The following is a 19,431-nucleotide window of genomic DNA, read 5'->3' as shown; positions in this document are numbered from 1 at the left end:
TGCTGGTCAGGCCTGGATCTGCTGCTCCTCGAGCTGCTTGCGCCACCACTTCTGGCCCGACTCCGGCAGGGTGTCGATCGGGTCGTAGTAGGCGTAGCGCTTGGCGAGCACGTCGCTGTCCTGCTCGGCCTCGATGGAGGTGCGGTAGTTCTTGGTCCAGTACGAGATGCCGTTGTCGCGGTCGTACTCGGTGAGCATGTGCACCCAGCGCTTGCCGACGAACGGGACGTCGCAGACGATGCGCGGGGTGGCGTAGCCGGGCAGGTAGCCCATGATGTCGTGCTGCAGGGCCTGGGCGTGGGCGACGGAGACGCGCCAGTGCTCGGCGTTGGGGATCATGTCGCACATGTAGAAGTAGTACGGCAGGATGTTGGCCTCGCCCTGCAGCGCGAAGCACAGGTCGAGCAGGTCGGGGCTGGTGGCGTTGACGCCGCGCATGAGCACGCCCTGGTTGCGCACATCGCGTACGCCGACCTCCAGCGCCGTCTTGGCGGCGCGGGCGACGGTCGGGGTGATCGAGTTGACGTGGTTGACGTGGGTGTGGATGGCCAGGTTGACGCCGCGGCGGCGGGCGGTGCGGGCGACCCGCTCCAGGCCCTCGACGACGTCGGGCTGCAGCCAGTGCTGGGGCAGGCCCATGAGCGCCTTGGTGGCCAGCCGGATGTCGCGGATGGTGTCGATCTCCAGCAGCCGCATCAGGTACGACTCGAGGTTCTTCCAGGGCACGTTGGCCACGTCGCCGCCGGAGACGACGACGTCGCGTACGCCCGGGTGGGCCTTGAGGTAGGCGATGTGGGCGTCGTAGCGGTCGACTGGCTTGAGCTCGAGCTTGAGCTTCTCCACGGCCGGGGTGGAGTTGCCGACGAGGTCCATCCGGGTGCAGTGGCCGCAGTACTGCGGGCAGGTGGACAGCAGTTCGGCGAGCACCTTGGTGGGGTAGCGGTGGGTGAGGCCCTCGGCGACCCACATGTCGTGCTCGTGCAGGCTGTCGCGGCTGGCGTGGGGGTGGCTGGCCCATTCGGTGAGCCGGTCGGAGGCTACGGGGATCATGTAGCGGCGGACCGGGTCGGCGTAGAACGCCTCGGTGGTCAGTTCCTCGCGCGCCATGGTGTTCATCATCTGCGGCGGGACCAGCATGGACATGGTGGCCATGGCCTTCTGGTCGGCCTCGAGGTCGGCGTAGAAGCGCTCGTCGACGGTGTCACCGAGGAGGGCGCGCAACTGCTTGATGTTCTTGACGCAGTTGACGCGCTGCCACTGTGCGGACTCCCACTGTGCGGGGGTGACGTTCCGCCAGCCCGGGAACCGGGTCCAGTCGGGTTCGACAAGTTCCACGCGGCGGTACTCGTAGGGCTGCCCAGCGTTCATCGGTGGCCTCTCCTTTGCGGTCCAGATGACCATACTGGAACTTCTTCGGCTCACCAACTATTCTGCCGTAGAATTTCCCGCGAGCGCTAACTTAGGCAGCAGATTTGCCTTGGTGATCGCGGGAGAGCGTCACTTTTTGAGGGAGAACCGGACAATGACGTCACCGATCGGGCTGCACCGGGTGCTGGAGCCGAAGGGCGTACTGCCCCAGGCGGCACTTCGGTTGGACAATTCGGCGGAGATCGGGCAGGACGAGGTCCGGATCTCGGTCGAGCGGCTGAACCTCGACGCCGCGAGCTTCCGGCAGCTGGAGACCAAGCACGCGGGCGACGGCGCCGCCGTACGCGCCGAGGTGCTTGACATCATCGGCAGCCGCGGCAAGATGCAGAACCCGGTCACCGGCTCGGGCGGCATGCTCATCGGCACCGTCGAGGCGGTCGGCCCGCAGTCGCCGCTGGGCCTGAGCGTCGGCGACCGCGTCGCGACCCTGGTCTCGCTGACGCTGACCCCGCTGTCGGTCACCGATGGCCTCAAGCGCTGGGACGGCCGCAGCGAGCAGGTCCCGTGTGAGGGTCACGCGATCCTGTTCGCGCGTTCGATCGCCGCGGTGCTGCCCGCCGACCTGGATCCGGAGCTGTCCCTGGCGGTGATGGACGTGTGTGGCGCCCCGGCGTTGACGGCCCGGGTGGTGCGCCAGCACGCCGAGCGCGGCAACGCCCCGTCCGTGGCGGTGATCGGCGGGGCGGGCAAGAGCGGTTCGCTGTCGCTGGCCGCGGCTCGGGCGGCGGGTGCGGCCCGTACGGTCGGGATCGTGCCGGTGGAGCGCGAGCGGGCGCTGTTGGAGCCGACGGGCCTGGCCGATGTGGTGGCTCTCGCGGATGCCCGGGACCCGGTGGCGCTGGCGGACGCGGTGTCGGCGGCGTTGGGTGGTGCGGCGGACGTGACGGTGGTGTGCGTGGACGTGCCGGGTTGTGAGCACGGGGCGATCCTGTCGACGGCCGACGGCGGCACGGTGATCTTCTTCTCGATGGCGACGAGTTTCGCGGCGGCCGCGTTGGGTGCCGAGGGTCTGGCCGCGGATGTGACGATGCTGGTGGGTAACGGTTACGTGCCTGGTCATGCGGCGTACGCGCTGGGTCTGCTGCGGTCGGTGCCGGCGGTTCGGGAATTGTTCGAGTCCCGGCTGCGGCAGGAGTCCTCGGCGGGTGCGCCGGACACGGCACACTGACCTCATGCAGACTTCGGTGACCCCCCTGCCGGCGGAGCCCACGACGCTGTGGTGCAACGCTGTGGTTCGCAGTCCCGCTGATCCGGCGGCGACGGCGATGTTGACGCGCGGTCAGACGATCGTGTGGCTCGGCCCCCTGTCCGACGCGCCGAGCGCGGATGTTCGGGTGGATCTCGGTGGTGCGTTGGTGACGCCGGCGTTCGTGGACGCGCATGTGCATGCCACGGACACGGGTCTGGCCTTGGCGGGCCTGGATCTGTCGGCGGTGCGTAGCGCGACGGACCTGTTGAAGGCGGTGTCGGGGTTCGCCGACGGGCTGGGCCAGGACGCGGTGGTGCTGGGCCACGGGTTCGACGAGAGCACCTGGGGTGCGGCGCAGACCCCGCCCACGGCGGTGGAGCTGGATCGGGCGGCGGGTGGGCGCAGCGTGTACCTGTCGCAGGCGTCGATCCATTCGGCGCTGGTCTCGTCGGACCTGCTGGCGCTGGCGGTCGGGGTGCCCGGCTACGACGCGTCCGGCTGGGTGCGTCGCGACGCCCATCATGTGGTGCGGGAGCGGGCGTTCGGGCAGATCACGACGGTGCAGCGGCAGCAGGCGCAGGTGACGGCCCTGCGGCATGCGGCGTCGCTGGGTATCGCGGCGGTGCACGAGTGCGGCGGCCCGGGGACGTCCAGCGAGACCGATTTCACGGATCTGCTGCGCCTGTCCGGCCAGGGCCTGCCGGAGGTGTACGGGTTCTGGGGCGAGCTGCTGGGCGCGGCCAAGGCCCGGGAGCTGGGTGCGGTCGGTGCGGGCGGGGACCTGTACGCCGACGGGGCGCTGGGTTCGCGGACCGCGCACGTGACGAAGGCGTACCTGGACGGGGAGCAGGGCTGCGGCCACGGTTACGTCACCGCCGAGCAGGTGCGTGACCACCTGTTGGACTGCCATGCGCACCGGATGCAGGGCGGCTTCCACGCGATCGGCGACGAGGCGATCTCCACGGTGGTGGCGGGGTTCGCGATGGCGGAGCAGAAGCTGGGCGTGGACGCGATCCGTGACGCCCGGCACCGGGTGGAGCATGCCGAGATCATGGACAAGCGGCTGATCGCGGCGTTCGTGGAGTTCGGGATCGTGGCGAGCATGCAGCCCGCGTTCGACCGCCTGTGGGGTGGCACCGGGCAGATGTACGCGCAGCGGCTGGGTGTTGAGCGCAGCCTGGCGTCCAACCCGATGGGGCAGATGCACAACACGGGCGTGGCGCTGGCGTTCGGCTCGGACAGCCCGGTGACGCCGCTGGATCCGTGGGGCAGTGTGCGGGCGGCGGTGTGGCACTTCAATCCGCAGCAGCGGATGAGTCCGAAGTCGGCGTTCGCCGCGCACACCCGTGGTGGTTGGCGGTCGGTGCACCGTGACGGCGAGGGGGTGCTGGTGCCGGGGGCGCCGGCGACGTTCGCGGTGTGGCGTGCCCCGGCTGGTCTGGCGGGAACCCTTCCGATGCTTGGGCAGCATGATGAGCTGCCGGTTTGTGTCCGTACCGTCCTTCGTGGAGAAACGATCTATGCACAGCAATAAGCTGCATCTGGACCCGGAGCTGGTCGCTCGTGCTCGTGCCTTGGCGGCGCGGGCCGGGCGCCCGGTCGTGGAGTTGGCCCGTTCGCACACCACCGTGTCGGTGGAGCGGGCGGTGTTGCGGTTGGCCGGGATCACCGGCGCCGACGCCGACGGTATTCCGTGGGTGAACCGCCTGGTCGACGCGGTGCGCGCCGATGTGGGGTTGGGGCACGGGGTGGCGTTGCCGGTGTTCCACGCGGTGGCCGAGCATGGCCTGTCCGGGTCGGGTGCGGACCTGACGTTGTTGGCGCAGAAGGCTGCGTCGGGGTCGTTGCGGTTCGACCTGCCCCGCGGCAAGGCGGTCACTGCGGCGCGCAAGGCGTCGCGGCGGTCGGTGGCCGCGGGGATCAGGCAGGTCGACCGTAACCGGGTCGAACGCGACAAGATGATCAAGAAGTATGGGGATCCGAAGCAGCGGCCGTGGATCTACCTGATCGTGGCGACCGGTGACATCTACGAGGACATTCCGCAGGCGCAGGCCGCCGCCCGCGCGGGCGCCGACGTGATCGCGGTGATCCGCTCCACCGGCCAGTCGCTGCTGGACTACGTGCCCGAGGGCGCGACCCGGGAGGGTTTCGCGGGCACGTACGCCACGCAGGAGAACTTCCGGCTGATGCGCGCGGCCCTGGACGAGTCCAGCCGGGAGCTCGGCCGCTACGTGCGCCTGACCAATTACGCGTCGGGTCTGTGCATGCCGGAGATCGCGACCCTGGCGGGGTTGCAGCGGCTGGACATGATGCTCAACGACTCGATGTACGGGATCCTGTTCCGGGACATCAACCCGATCCGTACGTTCGTCGACCAGCGGTTCAGTCGCCAGATCCACGCCCGTGCCGGGATCATCATCAACACCGGTGAGGACAACTACCTGACGACCGCCGACGCGGTCGAGGCCGCGCACACGGTGACGGTGTCGCAGCTGCTCAACGAGTACTTCGCGCACGAGGCCGGGTTGGCGGACTGGCAGCTGGGCCTCGGCCACGCGTTCGAGATCAACCCGGAGCTGCCGGAGTCGTTCCGCCTGGAGTTGGCGCACGCGCTGTTGGCGCGGGAGCTGTTCCCGCACGCGCCGCTGAAGTGGATGCCGCCGACCAAACACATGACCGGTGACGTGTTCCGCGGCAACCTGCTCGACGGTTTCTTCAACCTGGTCGGCACGCTGACCGGGCAGGGGATCCTGTTGGTCGGGATGATGACCGAGGCGGTGGTGACGCCGTGGCTGTCCGACCGTGACATCGCGCTGCAGAACGTCCGGTATGTGCTGGGTGCGGCCGGGAACCTGCACGAGGACTTCGTGCCCGCCCCGGGCGGGTTCATCCAACAGCGGGCGCATCAGGTCCTGGACGAGGCGATCGACCTGCTGGCCCGGATCGAGGACGACACCCTGCTGAACGCGATCGCCGACGGCACGTTCGGGATCATGAAACGGCCCGCGAACCGGGGCAAGGGCCTGGACGGGGTCGCCGCGCACGAGGACGGCTACTACAACCCGGCCACCGACATCCTGGAGGCGCCGGCCAAGGGGGAGCAGCAGTGAGCACGGTCATCCGCCCGTACGGCGACACCACCGGCGACGGCATGACCCAGGTCAGTTTCACGCTGCCGCTGCCGCACGACAAGAAGGCCGAGGGTGCGGCGCTGCAGCTGGCGGCGAAGATGGGCCTGGACCCGGCGATGCTGGTGCACGCCAAGCAGATGGGTGACGGGTTCACCTTCTTCGTCGTGTACGGGTCGGTGCGGCACCTGGTCGAACTCGACAAGGTGCAGGTCATCGAGCGTGACTTCCCGCTGCTGGGCGCCAAGGAGGTCAACACGGTCGTCAAGCAGAAGCTGCGCCGCAAGCTGTCGGTGGTCGGGGCGACGATCGGCACCGACGCGCACACCGTCGGCATCGACGCGATCCTCAACCTCAAGGGCATCGCCGGCGAGAAGGGCCTGGAGTACTACCGGGAGCTGAAGGTCGTCAACATGGGCGCCCAGGTGACGGTCCCGGAGCTGGTCGCCGCGGCGAAGGCGGAGAAGGCCGACGCGGTGCTGGTGTCGCAGGTCGTGACGCAGCGCGACGCGCACCTGCACAACACGCGGGAGATGTCGGCGGCGTTCCGGGAGGCGATGCCGGCCGACAAGCGGCCGCTGCTGATCGTCGGCGGGCCCCGCTTCGATGAGCTGATGGCCGGTGAGCTGGGCGTGGACCGGATCTTCGGCCGGGGCACGACGCCACGTGAGGTCGCCAGCTACCTGGTGCACGCTTTGATCACCCAGCGCGCCGAGCGCAAGAAGGAGAAGGCAGCCGCATGAGCGAGCGAAGCGAGCGAATCATGGAGTGCAGCGCGGAAGTGCCCCGTGCCGAATACGCGCGAAGCGGGGTTTCGGCATGAGCGTCGGACTGAATGTGACCCACCGCCGGTATGTGCCGTACAGCCACGCCCACTACGCGGGCAACCTCGTCGACGGCGCGTACGCACTCGCCGCGTTCGGGGATGTCGCGACCGAGGTGTGCATCCGCACCGACGGGGACGAGGGCCTGTTCGCGTCGTACTCCGATGTGCAGTTCAGGGCGCCGATGCGGGCCGGGGACGTGCTGGAGATCTCGGCGACGGTGACCCGGATGGGCACCCGCAGCCGCACCATCGACTTCGAGGCGCGGGTGGTGTGCCGGGGCCGCCCGGACGTGTCGGAGTCGGCGGCGCAGGTACTGGACCCGCCGGTGGTCGCGGTGACCGCGACCGGCACCGTGGTCGTGCCGCCCAAGGCGTGACGTGCTGATCTGCTGCGTCGACGTCGGGTCGACGTTCACGAAGGCGGCGCTGGTCGACACCGGCGACGGGCGGCTGGTCGCGACCGGGTCGCACCGCACCACCGTCGGCACCGACGTGCTGCACGGCCTGGACGCGGCCGTCGCGGCGACCGGGCACACCCCCGACGGGCTGCTGGTGTGCTCGTCGGCGGGCGGTGGACTGCGCCTGGCCGTGATCGGGTACGAGCGGCTGGTCACCGCGCAGGCCGGGCACCGGGTCGGGTTGTCGGCCGGGGCGAGGGTCGTCCACGTCGCCGCCGGAGTCCTGGACCGTGACGGCCTGGCCGCGCTGCGGGCCGCCCGACCTGACGTGGTGCTGCTGGTCGGCGGCACCGACGGCGGTGACGTCGACACGATCACCGCCAACGCGACCCGGCTGGCCAAGGCCCGGTGGCGGGTCCCGGTGGTGCTGGCGGGCAACGCCGACTGCCGTGAGGAGCTGTTCGCGCTGCTCACCGGGGCGGGGGTGCCGACGGTGGCGGTGGCCAACGTGCTGCCCGCGATCGGGACCCTGGAGCCGGGGCCGGCGCGGGCGGCGATCCGGCAGGTGTTCCTGCAGCACGTCATCGGCGGCAAGAAACTGTCGCGGGGGCCCCGGTTCGCGTCGCTGGTGCGGGCGGCGACCCCCGACGCGGTCCTGTCGGGGGTCGAGCTGCTGGCGTCGGACCTGGGTCAGGATCTGCTGGTCGTCGACGTCGGTGGGGCCACCACCGACGTCTATTCGGTGCTGATCCCCGACGCCGAGCAGCTGGCCGGGGTCCGCGACGAGGTCGCCGGGACGATGTGGGCGGCCCGTACGGTCGAGGGGGACCTGGGGATGCGCTGGTCTGCGCCCGGGGTCGTCGCCGCGGCGGTGGGGGAGAAGCTGCTGCCCCACGACGACACCCACGCGCTGCAGCAGGCCGCGGATCTGCGGGCCGAGCATCCCGGGTTCGTCGCCGACAGTGCCCTGGAGCAGGCCGTGGACTGGCGGCTGGCCGAGCTCGCGGTGGCGGTGGCGCTGCGCCGCCACGCCCGCGGCGAGGCCGTCGTGGTCGGCGGGCCGCGCCGCGGTGGCCGTGACCTGCGTGACGTGGCGCTGGCGATCGGGTCCGGCGGGGTGCTGCGGCACAACCCGCCGCTGGTCGCCCAGCGGATCATGGCGGCGGGGCTGGGTGACAGCGCGGGCGGGTGGCCGCTGCCGCGCGCGCCGCGTACGGTCGTCGACGCGTCCTACATCCTGGCCGCGGCCGGACTTCTGGCCGCCGAACATCCGGCCGCCGCGGCGGCCCTACTCGCCGCTGAGCTGCGCTGACGAGTCCCCGGACGGGTAATGGTCACGCTGCGTACACGCATGCTGAAATTGACCCGGCGGTGGGCTCACGCGTACCGTCGTAAGGTCCTCCGCCGCAACGATCGGCTCGATGTTTTCGGTTCGATGGTGCGGCAGGCGGCAGGCGGTGGCCAGTAGACAACGACCCGACGCCCGGCAGCCGGCCAGGCGCGGATCGGCCCGAAGGTCACCGGCCGCGGCCGCTTGCAGGAGTTGGGGAGTGCGGGGCGCGGCCGTCGGCCGCGCCCCGATTCTTGTGTAGCCTGTGCAGCACCCCGGGTGTGATCTTCGGTCGGGGTGGCGCGACGCGCCCGGCTGCGACAGATAGGTGATGTGGTGACGGTGCAGACCCTCGCCCCCACGACCCCGCCCGGCCCGCCCGCCCCTGTGCCAGGTGGCGGTCCGCGGCTGTGGACCGCGCTGGTGCTGGCGGTGGTGTCGGGGCTCGCGCTGCTGGTGTCGTTCCCGCCGTACGGCCTGTGGTGGGCCGCGCCCGTCGGGGTGGCGGGCCTGGCGGTGGCGGTGCATGGGCGGCGGCTGCGCGCCGGTGCCGGGCTGGGCCTGGTCACCGGGCTGGTGTTCTTCGCGCCGCTGCTGGCGTGGACGAACCTGCACGTCGGGTACGCGCCGTGGCTGCTGCTGGCCGTGTTCCAGGCCACCTACCTGCTGCTGCTGGGCCTGGCCCTGGCGTGGGTGAGTCCGCTGGCGACCCGGCGGCCGGGCCTGTGGCCGCTGGCGGTGGCGCTGCTGTGGGTGGCGCAGGAGGCGCTGCGGGACCGGGCGCCGTTCGGCGGGTTCCCGTGGGGCAGGCTCGCGTTCAGCCAGGCCGACGCCCCGACCCTGATGCTGGCCCGCCTCGGCGGCGCACCGCTGGTCACGTTCGCGGTCGCGCTGGCCGGTGGCCTGCTGGCCGCCGCGTGGCTGGCCCTGCGCCCGGTCCGGCTCACCGAGGCAGTCGCGGACCCGGCGGCCGGTGCCGTCGCGTCCGGGCGACGCTGGGGGGCTGTCGCGGCGTACACGGGTGCGGCGCTGGTCGTGGTGGGTGTCGGGCTGGCCGTGCCCACCGCCGAGCCGAACGGCAGCCCGGTGACGGTCGCGATCGTGCAGGGCAACGTGCCCCGGCTGGGGCTGGAGTTCAACGCGCAGCGGCAGGCGGTGCTCAACAACCACGCCCGCGCCACCACGGATCTGGCCCGACGGGTGGCCGCCGGTGAGGTCGCCCGGCCGGACCTGGTGATCTGGCCGGAGAACGCCTCCGACATCGACCCGCTGCGCAACATCGACGCCGCCGCCGCGATCGACGCGGCCGCCACCGCGATCAACGCCCCGATCCTGGTCGGCGCCGTGCTGTCCGGGCCCGAGGCGGGGCAGTCGCGCAACGCGGGCCTGGTGTGGCTGCCGCGCCAGTCGGCGTACGGGCCGCCGTCGCAGATGTACCTCAAGCAGCATCCGGTGCCGTTCGCCGAGTACCTGCCGCTGCGCCCGATCGTCGAACCGATCGCGCAGGCGATCACCAACCAGGCGAAGCTGCTGCGCACCGACTTCGTCGCCGGGACCGCCCCCGGGGTGCTGACGTTGGGTCCGGCGAAGGTCGGCGACGTGATCTGTTTCGAGGTCGCCTACGACGACGTCGTCAACGCCACCGTCCGGTCGGGGGCGCAGCTGCTGGCGGTGCAGACCAACAACGCGACGTTCGACATCGCCGAGGCGACACAGCAGCTGGCGATGGTGCGGCTGCGGGCCGTCGAACACGGCCGGGACAGTCTCATGGCCTCAACCGTCGGTGTGTCCGGTTTTGTAACTGCTGACGGTTCTGTGCATGATGCAACTGATTTCAATACCGAAGCGGTGGTGGTACGGCAGCTGCGGCTGAGCACCGGGTCCACGCTCGCGACCAGGGTCGGTGCGTGGCCTGAGGCCGCCGCGGCGCTGGCCGCGGCGCTGGTGCTGGTCGCGGCGGGTGTGCTGCGCCGGCGCCGGAAGCGCGGAGCGTGACCGGCCGGACGTGAGGGAGGCCCCCGTGGGCGATCGAGACGGCGACGACGGCTATCCGGGCGTGGGCCGGGTCCTGGTGATCATCCCGACGTACAACGAGAAGGAGAACATCGTCTCGATCGTCGGCCGGGTCCGGGCGGCGACCCCGCAGGTCGACATCCTGATCGCCGACGACAACAGCCCTGACGGCACCGGTGTGATCGCCGACGCGATGGCCGCGGCCGACGCCCGGATCAAGGTGCTGCACCGGCCCGGCAAGCAGGGCCTCGGGGCGGCGTACATCGCCGGGTTCGGGTGGGCCGACGAGCACGGCTACGACGCGGCCGTGGAGATGGACGCCGACGGCTCGCACGCCCCCGAGCAGCTGCCGCTGCTGCTGGACGCGCTGCGTGGCGCCGACGCGGTGATCGGGTCGCGGTGGACCAAGGGCGGCAAGGTCGTCAACTGGCCGCTGCACCGGCTGCTGCTGTCGCGGGGCGGCAACCTGTACACCCGTACCGTGCTGGGCATGGGGGTGCGCGACGCGACCGGAGGCTACCGGGCGTACCGCACCGACGTGCTACGCAAGATCGAGGTCGAGTCGGTGGCGTCGCAGGGCTACAGTTTCCAGGTCGAGCTGACCTGGCGGACGTTCCGTCACGGCTTCCGGATCGTGGAGGTCCCGATCACCTTCGCCGAGCGCGAGCACGGCGCGAGCAAGATGAGCGGGTCTATCGTGAAGGAGGCGCTGTGGCGGGTCACCGTGTGGGGTGCCCAGGCTCGGCGGGACGCGCTGCGTCGCGCGTTCAAGCCCGGCGACCGCTGGCCGTGAGGTCGGCGCGGAGGTGAACTGGATTTGCGCAGGCTGCGGTGGGTTCCGGCGGCTGTCCTGTTGGTCGGGGCGGTCGAGTTCCTGATCTTCCTGTGGCTGTCCGCGCAGATCGGGCCGTTGCGGGCGGTGCTGCTGGTGGTGGCCCTGTCGGTACTGGGCATCGTGCTGATGCGTCGTGAGGGGATGTCGGCGTGGCGGCGGCTGCGGGCGGCCCGGCAGGGCGGCGACCCGCGTGGCGAGCAGGCCCTGGACGCGCTGGTCGGGTTGGCCGCGGCGCTGCTGCTGGTGATCCCGGGGCTGCTGACCGGCCTGCTGGGGCTGCTGTTGCTGATCCCGCCGGTGCGGCGGGCGGTGCGGGCGCGGGCCCGGGTGGCGACGGAGAAGCGGATCCCGGCGGGTACGGCCAACAGCGTGTTCGGGCCGCGTCGGGTGCGGGTGAGCACGACCACCCCGCCGCACCACCCGCCCGTGCAGACCCCTGGTCCGGTGTCGAACGCCGGTTCGGGGCCGTCGGAGGTCATCGAGGGTGAGATCGTCGACTGAAGCGGATCATGCCGAAAGGGCGCCCCGGATGTCCGGGGCGCCCTTTCGCTGTTCGGGACGGGGTCAGCGGCCGCGTTTGGTGCGGACCTCGGCCAGGCGCTCGTTGAGGATCTCCTCGAGCTCCTCGATGGAGCGGCGCTCCAGCAGCATGTCCCAGTGCGTACGCGGCGGCTTGACCTTCTTCTGCTCCGGCTCGGTGCCGTCGACCAGGCGGGCGACGCTGCCGTCGAACTTGCACTCCCACATCGACGGGACCTCGGCGTCGACGGCGAACGGCACCTCGAAGCGGTGGCCGTTGGCGCACTGGAATTCGCGGGTCTGCCGGGGCGCGAGTTCGGTGTTGCGGTCCGACTCGTAGCTGACGGCTCCCAGTCGGCTTCCCCGCAGCATGCGCTCGCCCATACCAGCTCCTCACGTTGAGAACGACTACCCGGTGGTGCAACACGCCGCACCGTTTCAAGATTCCCTCTTTGGTGACGCAGCGTGTCGTAGAACTGTAGCGGTATCGGATTCGTGAGACCGCCTCACCCGTACCCCCGACCGCGATATCGTCCGATTGGAGAAGTTTTGCGGGGAACATCACATCCGGGGAGACGCGATGGCCACCACCACGGCACCGGCCGCCAAGCCGGTCAAGACCTGGATGGGCCACCCCGGCGGGCTCGTCGTGCTGTTCCTCACCGAGATGTGGGAGCGGTTCAGCTTCTACGGCATGCGGGCGATCCTGACCCTGTTCCTGGCCGCCTCGGCGACGGCCGGCGGCTTCGGGATGACCGCCGCGTCGGCGGCGGTGCTGTACTCGATCTACAACTCGATGGTCTACTTCATGGCGCTGCCGGGCGGCTGGATCGCCGACCGGCTCCTGGGCACCCGCCGCAGCGTCCTGTACGGCGGCATCGTCATCGCGCTGGGCCACTACAGCCTGGCGGCCGGTTCCAAGGCGATGTTCTACCTCGGCCTGGTGCTCATCGTGCTGGGCACCGGCCTGCTCAAACCCAACATCTCCGCCATGGTCGGCGAGCTGTACGACAAGCACCCCGAGATGCACGAGTCCCGCCGCGACGCGGGCTTCACCCTGTTCTATCTCGGCATCAACCTGGGCGCGTTCTTCGCCCCGCTGCTGACCGGCTTCTTCGCCGCCAAGAACGACTGGCACCTGGCGTTCGGCATCGCCGCGGTCGGCATGACCCTGGCCGTCATCCAGTACCTGTTCGGCTACCGGCGGCTGGAGGGTGTCGGCCTCAAGGCGCACAAGCCGCTGCAGGCCCATGAACGCAACAAACTGCTCAGGATCGCCGCGGTCGTGGTGGCGATCATCGCGGTGCTGCTCATCGCCGACATCGCCGCCGGGACGTTCAAGGCCCAGCACGTCATCGCCGCGTTGACCCTGATGGCGCTGATCGTGCCGGCGGCGTACTTCCTGATGATGTTCCGCGACAAGTCGCTGACCACCCAGGAACGTTCCCGGGTCAGCGCCTACGTGTGGATCTTCATCGGGGCGGCGCTGTTCTGGATGATCTATGACCAGGCGGGCAGCCTGGTGAGCCTGTTCACCGAGAACGACGTCGACCGGCAGGTCGGCAGCTTCGAGATCCCCACCGCCTGGTTCCAGTCCATCAACCCGGTGCTGATCCTGCTGCTCGCGCCGGTGTTCGCGTGGATGTGGACCCGGCTGGACCGGCGCCAGCCCGGCACCCCGGTCAAGTTCTCCTGGGCGCTGCTGGGCATCGGCCTGTCGTTCCTGGTCATGGGTGCCGCCGGGGCCGCCGCGGGCCGTGGTCTGATCTCCCCGTGGTGGATCGTGCTGGTCTACTTCATCCAGACCTGCGCCGAGCTGCTGCTCAGCCCCGTCGGCCTGTCGGTCACCACCAAACTCGCGCCGCTGCGCTACGCCAGCCAGGTCATGGGCCTGTGGTTCCTGGCCTCCTCTGCGGGCAACGCCCTCAACACCTGGGTCACCCCGCTGGCCGAGAAGCTGCCCGCCGGCGTCTACTACGGCGGCCTGGGCCTGCTGGCGATCGCGGTCGGTATCTGCTTCTGGTTCGGCTCGCGCAGGATCGGCCAGCTGATGCACGGCGTGCACTGAGGAGACCCGACCCGATGAGCCACGACACCGCCACCCTGGACCTGCGCCGCGACACCGGCGACGAGGCCATGGCCCGGCTGCACCGCGACCTGACCGACCTGGCCCGCCGCTACCCGGCCGAACCGGTCACCGCCGTGGCCGGGCAGCTGCTGGAGACCCAGGAACTCGGCTTCACCGCGCTGGAGTCCGGACCCGACCCCGACCGGGACCGGCACCGCTACGCCCTGGTCGCGATCGCGACCGGGCTGATGGCCCACGTCGGCCACGACCTGGGCCGCGCCCACCAGGCGATGGCCTTGGCCCGCACCATGCACGCCTGCGCCGACAACGCCGACCATCCGTGCCTGCGCGCCTGGGCCCGGGGCATGCAGAGCCTGATCGCGTTCTGGGCCGGGCGCCCGCAGGAGGCGGTCCGGTTCGCCGAGTCCGGCGCCGCCCTGGCCGCCGAGACCACCGGCACCGTCACCTGCTGGCTGGCCGGCGCGCAGGCGCGGGCCCAGGCGATGCTCGGCGCCGTCGAACCGACCCGCCTGGCCCTGGTCCGCGCCGACGACCTGCGCGAACGTCACGCCAGCGATGACCTCGACGCCGTCGGCGGGCAGCTGACGTTCAGCCCGGCCCGGCAGCACTGCTACGCCGCGCAGGCGTACGCGCTGCTGCCCGAATGCGCCCCGCAGGCCGCCCACGAGGCCACCCGGGCTCTGGCCCTGTTCGGGTCCGGCCCGGCCGAGCAGCGCTCCTACCGTGACGAAGCCGCGGCCAGGTGCGCGCTGGCGCTGGCGCGGGTGCACACCGACGAACCCGACGGCGCCCGCGACGCCCTGGCCCCGGTGCTCGCCCTCGACCTGCCCCGGCGGGTCACCGAGGTCATGGTCAGCGTCGACCGGGTCTACACCGCCCTGCGCGACCGCCGCTACGCCGACGCGCCCGTCGCCCGCGAACTACGCGACGAGATCGAGTTCTTCGCCCAACGCCCCGCCTCGGCGCTCACCAACTGACGATCCCGCGCCGCCGCGGGCCGGATCGTTGCTGCAGTTTCGGGGAAAATGCGGCAATAGCGGCATGTCTTCGTGCACCATCCCCGAAACTGCGGGTACATCGGGCCTGCGACGGCACCGGGCGGGCCCTACCCGGCGCGCCGGGCGGGGCCTGGCCGGTGTACCCCGCATGGCGGCCCGGGAGCGGCGGGTCAGGTGGCGCGGCTCAGGCGCAGGACCGCCGCATGGGCGTCGGCGACGACGTCGGCGTCCGGCCGGTGTCCGTGCAGCACGCGGGCCGCGTCACCGGCGGCGATCAGCGCCAGCACCGGCACACCGAGGCCGTCGGTCAGGTCGGCCCACTCGTTCCACGTCGGCCGATCCTCACCCCACCACAGGTAGCCGCCCGGCGACGCGGGCCAGAACCGCTCGCGGTAGCGCAGCAGGACCTTCTCCGCCTGCCCGGTGCCGATCCGCGCCAGGGCGAACGCGTGCCCGTCGGGCAGCGGCGGGTCCAGCGCGAGCGTCGGCAGCACCGCCAGCGGCACCGCGAGCACGGCCCGGTCGGTTCGCAGCCGACCCCAGGCTCCGTGCACGGTCACGCCGCCGGGGTCGGACGTCACGCCGGTCACCGGGTGGTTCAGCGCCACGTCGAGGCCGTCGGCGAGCGCGTCGCACAGCCGGGACAGGCCCGCGGGCACCCAGCGGTCGCCTTCGCCGACGCCGGGTTCGCCGAACGTGCCCCGCGCCGAGGCGGTGGTGAAGTCCAGCCCGGACTCCAACGTGATCGCGGCGGCCACCGCGTAGTCGAGCACCCGTACGCGTGCCGGGTCCAGCCGTGCCCGGTGCGCGGCAAGGACCTCGGCCACGGTCGTGTCGGCGTCGGCGGTGCGGGCGGCGGCGTGCTGGCGCAGTGCGGTCAGGGCTTCGTCGACGCCGGAGACCGGGCCGTCGGACGACAGCGGCAGCGGCGCGGCGAAGTCGGTCGCGACCGTGCTCAGGCGCAGGGCACGGGCCACGCGTGCCAGGGGATTGCGCGGGTACTGCTGCAGCCAGGCCGCGCCCAGGTCGGCGGTGACGCCGCCCAGGTCGACGCTGCGGATCCGGCCGCCGATCCGGTCGCGGGCCTCCACCACCCGCACCCGCTGGCCGTGTTCGTACAGCAGCCGGGCGGCGGCCAGTCCGGCGATGCCTGCCCCGACCACGGCGACGCTCTGGCCGGGGCGGGCGGTGCTCATTAGGTGCGCGGCGGCGGTACGGCCGGACTCGTACGCGCCGTGCACCATCGCGGGGCTGGTCGGGTGCACGCCCTCCCCGGCCAGCACCACGCGTTCGTCGACCGGGGCGGCGAGTTTCGCCCGGTCGGCGGTGGTGCCGCCGAGCAGCAGGCCGGTCCAGGCGCCGCGCGCGTACGGGTCGGTGCCCCAGCGCGACACCGCCCACGCCACCGGCCCTTCCACGGCGCACCTCCTTCCGCCAGTGTGCCGGGTGGACGGGTCAGCTCGGAGCCGTGGTCAGCCAGGTGGTGCCCAGGTCGTCCAGCCCCTGGCGCTGGGCGGCGGTCAGCGTGGTACGTCCCGTCGCCGCGCGCAGCAGACCCGGACGGTCGGTGGCCAGCAGCGACGCGACGGTGTCGGCCTGCGGGCCGAACAGCAGCCCGGCGACGACGTCGGCGGCCCGCGGGGTCAGCCACGGGGCGACGCCCAGCGCGTCGGACAGGTCGAGGCCGTGCACGGCCAGTTCCACGACCCGGGTCACCTGGAAGTCGGTCAGCCGCATCGGGTCGCCGTGGCGGGTGGTGACCAGGCGCGGCGCCGTCGCGGCGACGCGGGCGGCCACTGCGGCGCACTGCTGCTCGCACCAGTCGATCAGCTGCGGGCCGGTGCGGGCGGCGGCGAACTCGTGCGCCAGGTCGACGCGGGCGTTGTCGGCCTCGGGGGCGAACCGGGCGTCGGGGGCGTAGTAGCGCGGGGTGCTGATCGGCACGGCTCGCGGCGGGTCGGCGTCGAGCATGTCCAGGGTCCGGGACACCGCGATCGCGGTGTGGGCGAGTTCGTCGCGCACCGACCAGGGCGGGCAACAGGTGGGCCGGTCCAGGTCGGCTTCCGGTACGGCGCGTAGCCCCGCCACCAGTGCCGCCGCCTCGGCGGTCAGTGCCGCGTTGACGGTCGCCGCGTCGGGGATCAGTGACACCAGCCGGAACCGGTCGGCCACGCAGACGGTGTCGTCGTCGACGGTGAACCCGGGATCGCCGAGGTGGGCGCGCATCTGCTCGCCGTGCCAGAACCGTTCGTGGCCGGCGCGCCACTGTGCGACGGTCTCGTAGCCCTCGCCTTCGGCGATCGCGTGGACGAGGTCGACGTCGGCGAGCCGGATCAGCCGTACGTCGGTGTGCTGCAGGATCGCCAGGGGTTCGCCCGCCGAGTCGATGAGCACGCTGCGCTCGCCGGGGCGCGGCAGGGGTTCGCCCTCGTGTTCGTATTCGGTGCGCAGGCCGGTGGAGGAGGTCTTGTGCCCGGCGAGGATCGCGGCGACGAGCTGGTCGCGCAGCGGTCCGGGGAACGCGAACTCGGCCGGGGGCAGGTCGGCATAGGTCACGGCGCTGAGCCTAGACCGGCGCCGGTGATGGCGGCCGGATCACCGGCCCTTGACCGCGCCTACTACGCGCTGCGATGCTACGCGGAACGTAGTAGAGACGAGGTGGTGTCGTGGCCGGACTGTCCGACCTGGGGCGGTTCTCCGAACCGGCGATGTATGTGCTGATCAGCCTCGCCGAAGGTCCCAAGCACGGGTACGCGATGCAGGACGACATCGGCGCGCTCACCGGCGTCCGGCCCGGACCCGGCACCCTCTACGGCGCGGTCCGGCGCCTGGAGGAGCACGGCTACATCGAGGCGCTGCCCGAACGGGACCGGCGCAAGCCGTACCGGCTCACCGACACCGGCCGCGCCGCGCTGACCGCCGAACTCAACCGCATCCAGCACCTGGCCGGCACCGGCCTGCGCCGCCTGGCGGTGGCCTGATGCGCCGCCGCCTGAGCACGCTCGTGCTGGCCCTGTACCCGCGCCGCATCCGTGACCGCTACGGCGACGAGATCGCCGACCTGCTGCGCGACTCGCCCCGCCCGTGGCGGGATTTGGCCGACGTGACCTGGTGCGCCCTCGGCGACCGGGTCAGCCACCGAGCGGAGACGATCACGATGGCCCGAGTCCGCACCACCGCGCTGCGCACCGCCTGGCTGCTGGCGTCCCCGGCCGCGCTGACCGCGGTACTGGTCGCGTTCATGGCCATGACCGGCCCGGCGCTGTTCCTGACCGAACGGTTCACCCGCGTGGACCAGCAGGCCGTCCAGAGCGCGTACGCGGCGATGGTCCTGCCCGCCGCCGTGCTGGCGGGGCTGCTGGGCGCCTGGACCGGCCGCCTCGGCGTGGCCAGGCCGTGGTTGGCCGTACCCGCCGCGATGGCCGTGGGCCTGGTGGCGATCGCCGCGGTGCCCGACGCGGGGCAGATCCTCGGCGAGCACACCGGCGCCAGCGCGACCGCGATCGTGCTGTGGGCGGCGGGCACGGCCGCGCTGGCCCGCCTCGACCTGGCCCTGCGCGAACGCGGCGGCCCGCGCTGGGCCGCCCGCACGGTGGGTGCCCTGGTCGTGCTCGAACTGGCCACCATGACGTACGTGCTGGTCAGCCTCGACCCGGTCCGCGCACCCCGGCAGCACGCCCTGCTGTGGTACCCCTCGGCCATGACTGCCCTCGACAGTGGCCTGGTCGACGGCGCGTACCTGCAACTCGCCGACGTGATCAAGGTGCTGCCCGCGATGCTGACGATGTGCACGGTGTTCGCCCTGACCGTGACCGCCTGGACGCGCGAATCGGCCCGCACCGCGCCGCAACCGGCTTGACCCTCACGTAACGGCAGGCCGCAGCCTTGACCGCGGAAGGGAGAGAACCGTGGCCTACACCGTGGGAAAGGTCGCCGAACTCGCCGCAGTGACCGTGCGTACGCTGCACCACTACGACGAGATCGGCCTGCTGTCGCCAAGTGGGCGCTCGCACAGCGGCTACCGCCGCTACGACGACGCCGACCTGGAACGGCTGCAGCAGATCATGTACTACCGGGAGCTGGGGTTCTCACTGGAAGAGATCGCGACCATCCTCGCCGATCCGCAGTCCGACGCGACGGCGCACCTGCGCCGCCAGCACGAACTGCTGACCGGGCGCATCAAACGGATGCAGGAGATGGTCACCGCGATCGAGTTCGCGATGGAGGCAAACAAAGTGGGAATCCAGCTCACCCCCGAGGAGCGCTTCGAGGTGTTCGGGGAGTTCGACCCCGACGCGCACGCCGAGGAGGCGCAGCAGCGCTGGGGCGGCACCGACGCCTACCAGGAGTCGGCCCGGCGTACCGCGCGGTACAGCAAGGACGACTGGCTGCGGCACAAGGCCGAGAACGAGGACTGGGGCGGACGCTTCACCAGCCTGATGGACTCCGGCGCGGCCGCCGACAGCCCGGCCGCGATGGAACTGGCCGAGGAGCACCGGCAGATCATCAGCCGCTGGTTCTACGAGTGCTCGTACGAGATCCACACCGGTCTGGCCGACATGTACCTGGCCGACGAGCGGTTCACGGCCACGTACGAGGCGATCAAGCCGGGGATGGCGCAGTTCCTGCACGACGCCATCCACGCCAACGCGGTCAACCGCGCGTAGGCGCCCCTGAC

The 19,431-nt window shown here is 71.6% G+C and carries 17 protein-coding genes and 2 pseudogenes; 14 read left to right on the top strand and 5 right to left on the bottom strand.

Features of this window, described 5'->3' with window-relative positions:
* Positions 1-6 precede the first annotated feature (6 nt).
* Positions 7-1,368 carry a KamA family radical SAM protein gene (locus KUA19_RS12115; RefSeq protein ID WP_217396285.1) on the bottom strand — a complete coding sequence of 454 codons (1,362 nt, stop codon included), beginning with the start codon at positions 1,366-1,368 and terminating at the stop codon, positions 7-9.
* A gap of 154 nt (positions 1,369-1,522) precedes the next feature.
* Here KUA19_RS12115 and kdd point away from each other — a divergent pair, with 154 nt between their 5' ends.
* From kdd to KUA19_RS12070, 9 genes are all read left to right on the top strand, one after another.
* Entirely contained in the window at positions 1,523-2,596 is a 1,074-nt protein-coding gene (kdd, locus tag KUA19_RS12110) for an L-erythro-3,5-diaminohexanoate dehydrogenase (RefSeq protein WP_217396284.1), read from the top strand.
* A gap of 4 nt (positions 2,597-2,600) precedes the next feature.
* Positions 2,601-4,151, top strand: coding sequence for an amidohydrolase (locus KUA19_RS12105; protein ID WP_217396283.1), 1,551 nt, complete (start codon positions 2,601-2,603; stop codon positions 4,149-4,151).
* On the top strand, positions 4,138-5,727 hold the full coding sequence (gene kamD / locus KUA19_RS12100; RefSeq protein WP_217396282.1) for a lysine 5,6-aminomutase subunit alpha: 1,590 nt from the start codon (positions 4,138-4,140) through the stop codon (positions 5,725-5,727). Before KUA19_RS12105 ends, kamD begins: the two co-directional genes overlap by 14 nt.
* Positions 5,724-6,488: a lysine 5,6-aminomutase subunit beta gene (gene kamE, locus KUA19_RS12095; RefSeq protein ID WP_308167430.1), complete on the top strand. Its 765-nt coding sequence runs from the start codon at positions 5,724-5,726 to the stop codon at positions 6,486-6,488. The genes kamD and kamE overlap by 4 nt, the downstream gene beginning before the upstream one ends.
* Positions 6,489-6,564: 76 nt before the next feature.
* Positions 6,565-6,948: a 3-aminobutyryl-CoA ammonia lyase gene (gene kal / locus KUA19_RS12090; RefSeq protein ID WP_217396281.1), complete on the top strand. Its 384-nt coding sequence runs from the start codon at positions 6,565-6,567 to the stop codon at positions 6,946-6,948.
* Position 6,949: 1 nt separating this feature from the next.
* On the top strand, positions 6,950-8,281 hold the full coding sequence (locus tag KUA19_RS12085; protein ID WP_217396280.1) for a glutamate mutase L: 1,332 nt from the start codon (positions 6,950-6,952) through the stop codon (positions 8,279-8,281).
* Between the two features lie 405 nt (positions 8,282-8,686).
* Positions 8,687-10,294, top strand: a complete 1,608-nt coding sequence (gene lnt, locus KUA19_RS12080) for an apolipoprotein N-acyltransferase (RefSeq protein WP_308167434.1) — start codon at positions 8,687-8,689, stop codon at positions 10,292-10,294.
* A gap of 25 nt (positions 10,295-10,319) precedes the next feature.
* On the top strand, positions 10,320-11,105 hold the full coding sequence (locus tag KUA19_RS12075; protein ID WP_308167429.1) for a polyprenol monophosphomannose synthase: 786 nt from the start codon (positions 10,320-10,322) through the stop codon (positions 11,103-11,105).
* Positions 11,106-11,129: 24 nt separating this feature from the next.
* Complete coding sequence (locus KUA19_RS12070; RefSeq protein ID WP_217396277.1) at positions 11,130-11,648, top strand: FxsA family protein; 519 nt, start codon at positions 11,130-11,132, stop codon at positions 11,646-11,648.
* Positions 11,649-11,711: 63 nt separating this feature from the next.
* Here KUA19_RS12070 and KUA19_RS12065 read toward each other — a convergent pair whose 3' ends face one another.
* Positions 11,712-12,050, bottom strand: coding sequence for an RNA polymerase-binding protein RbpA (locus KUA19_RS12065; RefSeq protein WP_217396276.1), 339 nt, complete (start codon positions 12,048-12,050; stop codon positions 11,712-11,714).
* 196 nt (positions 12,051-12,246) lie between these two features.
* Here KUA19_RS12065 and KUA19_RS12060 point away from each other — a divergent pair, with 196 nt between their 5' ends.
* Positions 12,247-13,734, top strand: coding sequence for a peptide MFS transporter (locus tag KUA19_RS12060; protein WP_217396275.1), 1,488 nt, complete (start codon positions 12,247-12,249; stop codon positions 13,732-13,734).
* 14 nt (positions 13,735-13,748) lie between these two features.
* Positions 13,749-14,732 (top strand): hypothetical protein, encoded by a 984-nt coding sequence (locus tag KUA19_RS12055; RefSeq protein WP_217396274.1) that lies wholly within the window; start codon positions 13,749-13,751, stop codon positions 14,730-14,732.
* Positions 14,733-14,923: 191 nt separating this feature from the next.
* Here the strand turns inward: KUA19_RS12055 and KUA19_RS12050 are convergent, their stop codons facing one another.
* The 3 genes and pseudogenes from KUA19_RS12050 to KUA19_RS42650 all read right to left on the bottom strand — a co-directional run.
* Entirely contained in the window at positions 14,924-16,171 is a 1,248-nt protein-coding gene (locus tag KUA19_RS12050) for a flavin monoamine oxidase family protein (RefSeq protein WP_217396273.1), read from the bottom strand.
* A gap of 37 nt (positions 16,172-16,208) precedes the next feature.
* Positions 16,209-16,853, bottom strand: a pseudogene (locus KUA19_RS42655) (maleylpyruvate isomerase N-terminal domain-containing protein); the annotation flags it as partial.
* 39 nt (positions 16,854-16,892) lie between these two features.
* Positions 16,893-17,309: pseudogene (locus KUA19_RS42650) on the bottom strand (ASCH domain-containing protein); the annotation flags it as partial.
* Positions 17,310-17,419: 110 nt separating this feature from the next.
* Here KUA19_RS42650 and KUA19_RS12040 point away from each other — a divergent pair.
* From KUA19_RS12040 to KUA19_RS12030, 3 genes are read left to right on the top strand one after another with little or no spacing between them, the layout of a single operon-like run.
* A complete protein-coding gene (locus KUA19_RS12040; protein WP_308167428.1) occupies positions 17,420-17,734 on the top strand; it encodes a PadR family transcriptional regulator in 315 nt (104 codons plus the stop codon).
* Complete coding sequence (locus KUA19_RS12035) at positions 17,734-18,612, top strand: hypothetical protein (protein WP_217396271.1); 879 nt, start codon at positions 17,734-17,736, stop codon at positions 18,610-18,612. The genes KUA19_RS12040 and KUA19_RS12035 overlap by 1 nt, the downstream gene beginning before the upstream one ends.
* Positions 18,613-18,661: 49 nt before the next feature.
* A complete protein-coding gene (locus KUA19_RS12030; RefSeq protein ID WP_217396270.1) occupies positions 18,662-19,420 on the top strand; it encodes a MerR family transcriptional regulator in 759 nt (252 codons plus the stop codon).
* Positions 19,421-19,431 lie beyond the last annotated feature (11 nt).

Source organism: Catellatospora tritici (genome assembly GCF_019083965.1).
Lineage (GTDB): Bacteria > Actinomycetota > Actinomycetes > Mycobacteriales > Micromonosporaceae > Catellatospora > Catellatospora tritici.
The sequence above is the reverse complement of the archived record's forward strand: the minus strand, read 5'-3'. Positions and strand labels throughout refer to the sequence as shown.

What these genes read in the sequence shown, in the direction of transcription:
- KUA19_RS12115 (WP_217396285.1), bottom strand. Translation starts at nt 1,368, where the DNA reads ATGAACGCTGGGCAGCCCTACGAGTACCGCCGCGTGGAACTTGTCGAA.
- kdd (WP_217396284.1), top strand. Translation starts at nt 1,523, where the DNA reads ATGACGTCACCGATCGGGCTGCACCGGGTGCTGGAGCCGAAGGGCGTA.
- KUA19_RS12105 (WP_217396283.1), top strand. Translation starts at nt 2,601, where the DNA reads ATGCAGACTTCGGTGACCCCCCTGCCGGCGGAGCCCACGACGCTGTGG.
- kamD (WP_217396282.1), top strand. Translation starts at nt 4,138, where the DNA reads ATGCACAGCAATAAGCTGCATCTGGACCCGGAGCTGGTCGCTCGTGCT.
- kal (WP_217396281.1), top strand. Translation starts at nt 6,565, where the DNA reads ATGAGCGTCGGACTGAATGTGACCCACCGCCGGTATGTGCCGTACAGC.
- KUA19_RS12065 (WP_217396276.1), bottom strand. Translation starts at nt 12,050, where the DNA reads ATGGGCGAGCGCATGCTGCGGGGAAGCCGACTGGGAGCCGTCAGCTAC.
- KUA19_RS12060 (WP_217396275.1), top strand. Translation starts at nt 12,247, where the DNA reads ATGGCCACCACCACGGCACCGGCCGCCAAGCCGGTCAAGACCTGGATG.
- KUA19_RS12055 (WP_217396274.1), top strand. Translation starts at nt 13,749, where the DNA reads ATGAGCCACGACACCGCCACCCTGGACCTGCGCCGCGACACCGGCGAC.
- KUA19_RS12035 (WP_217396271.1), top strand. Translation starts at nt 17,734, where the DNA reads ATGCGCCGCCGCCTGAGCACGCTCGTGCTGGCCCTGTACCCGCGCCGC.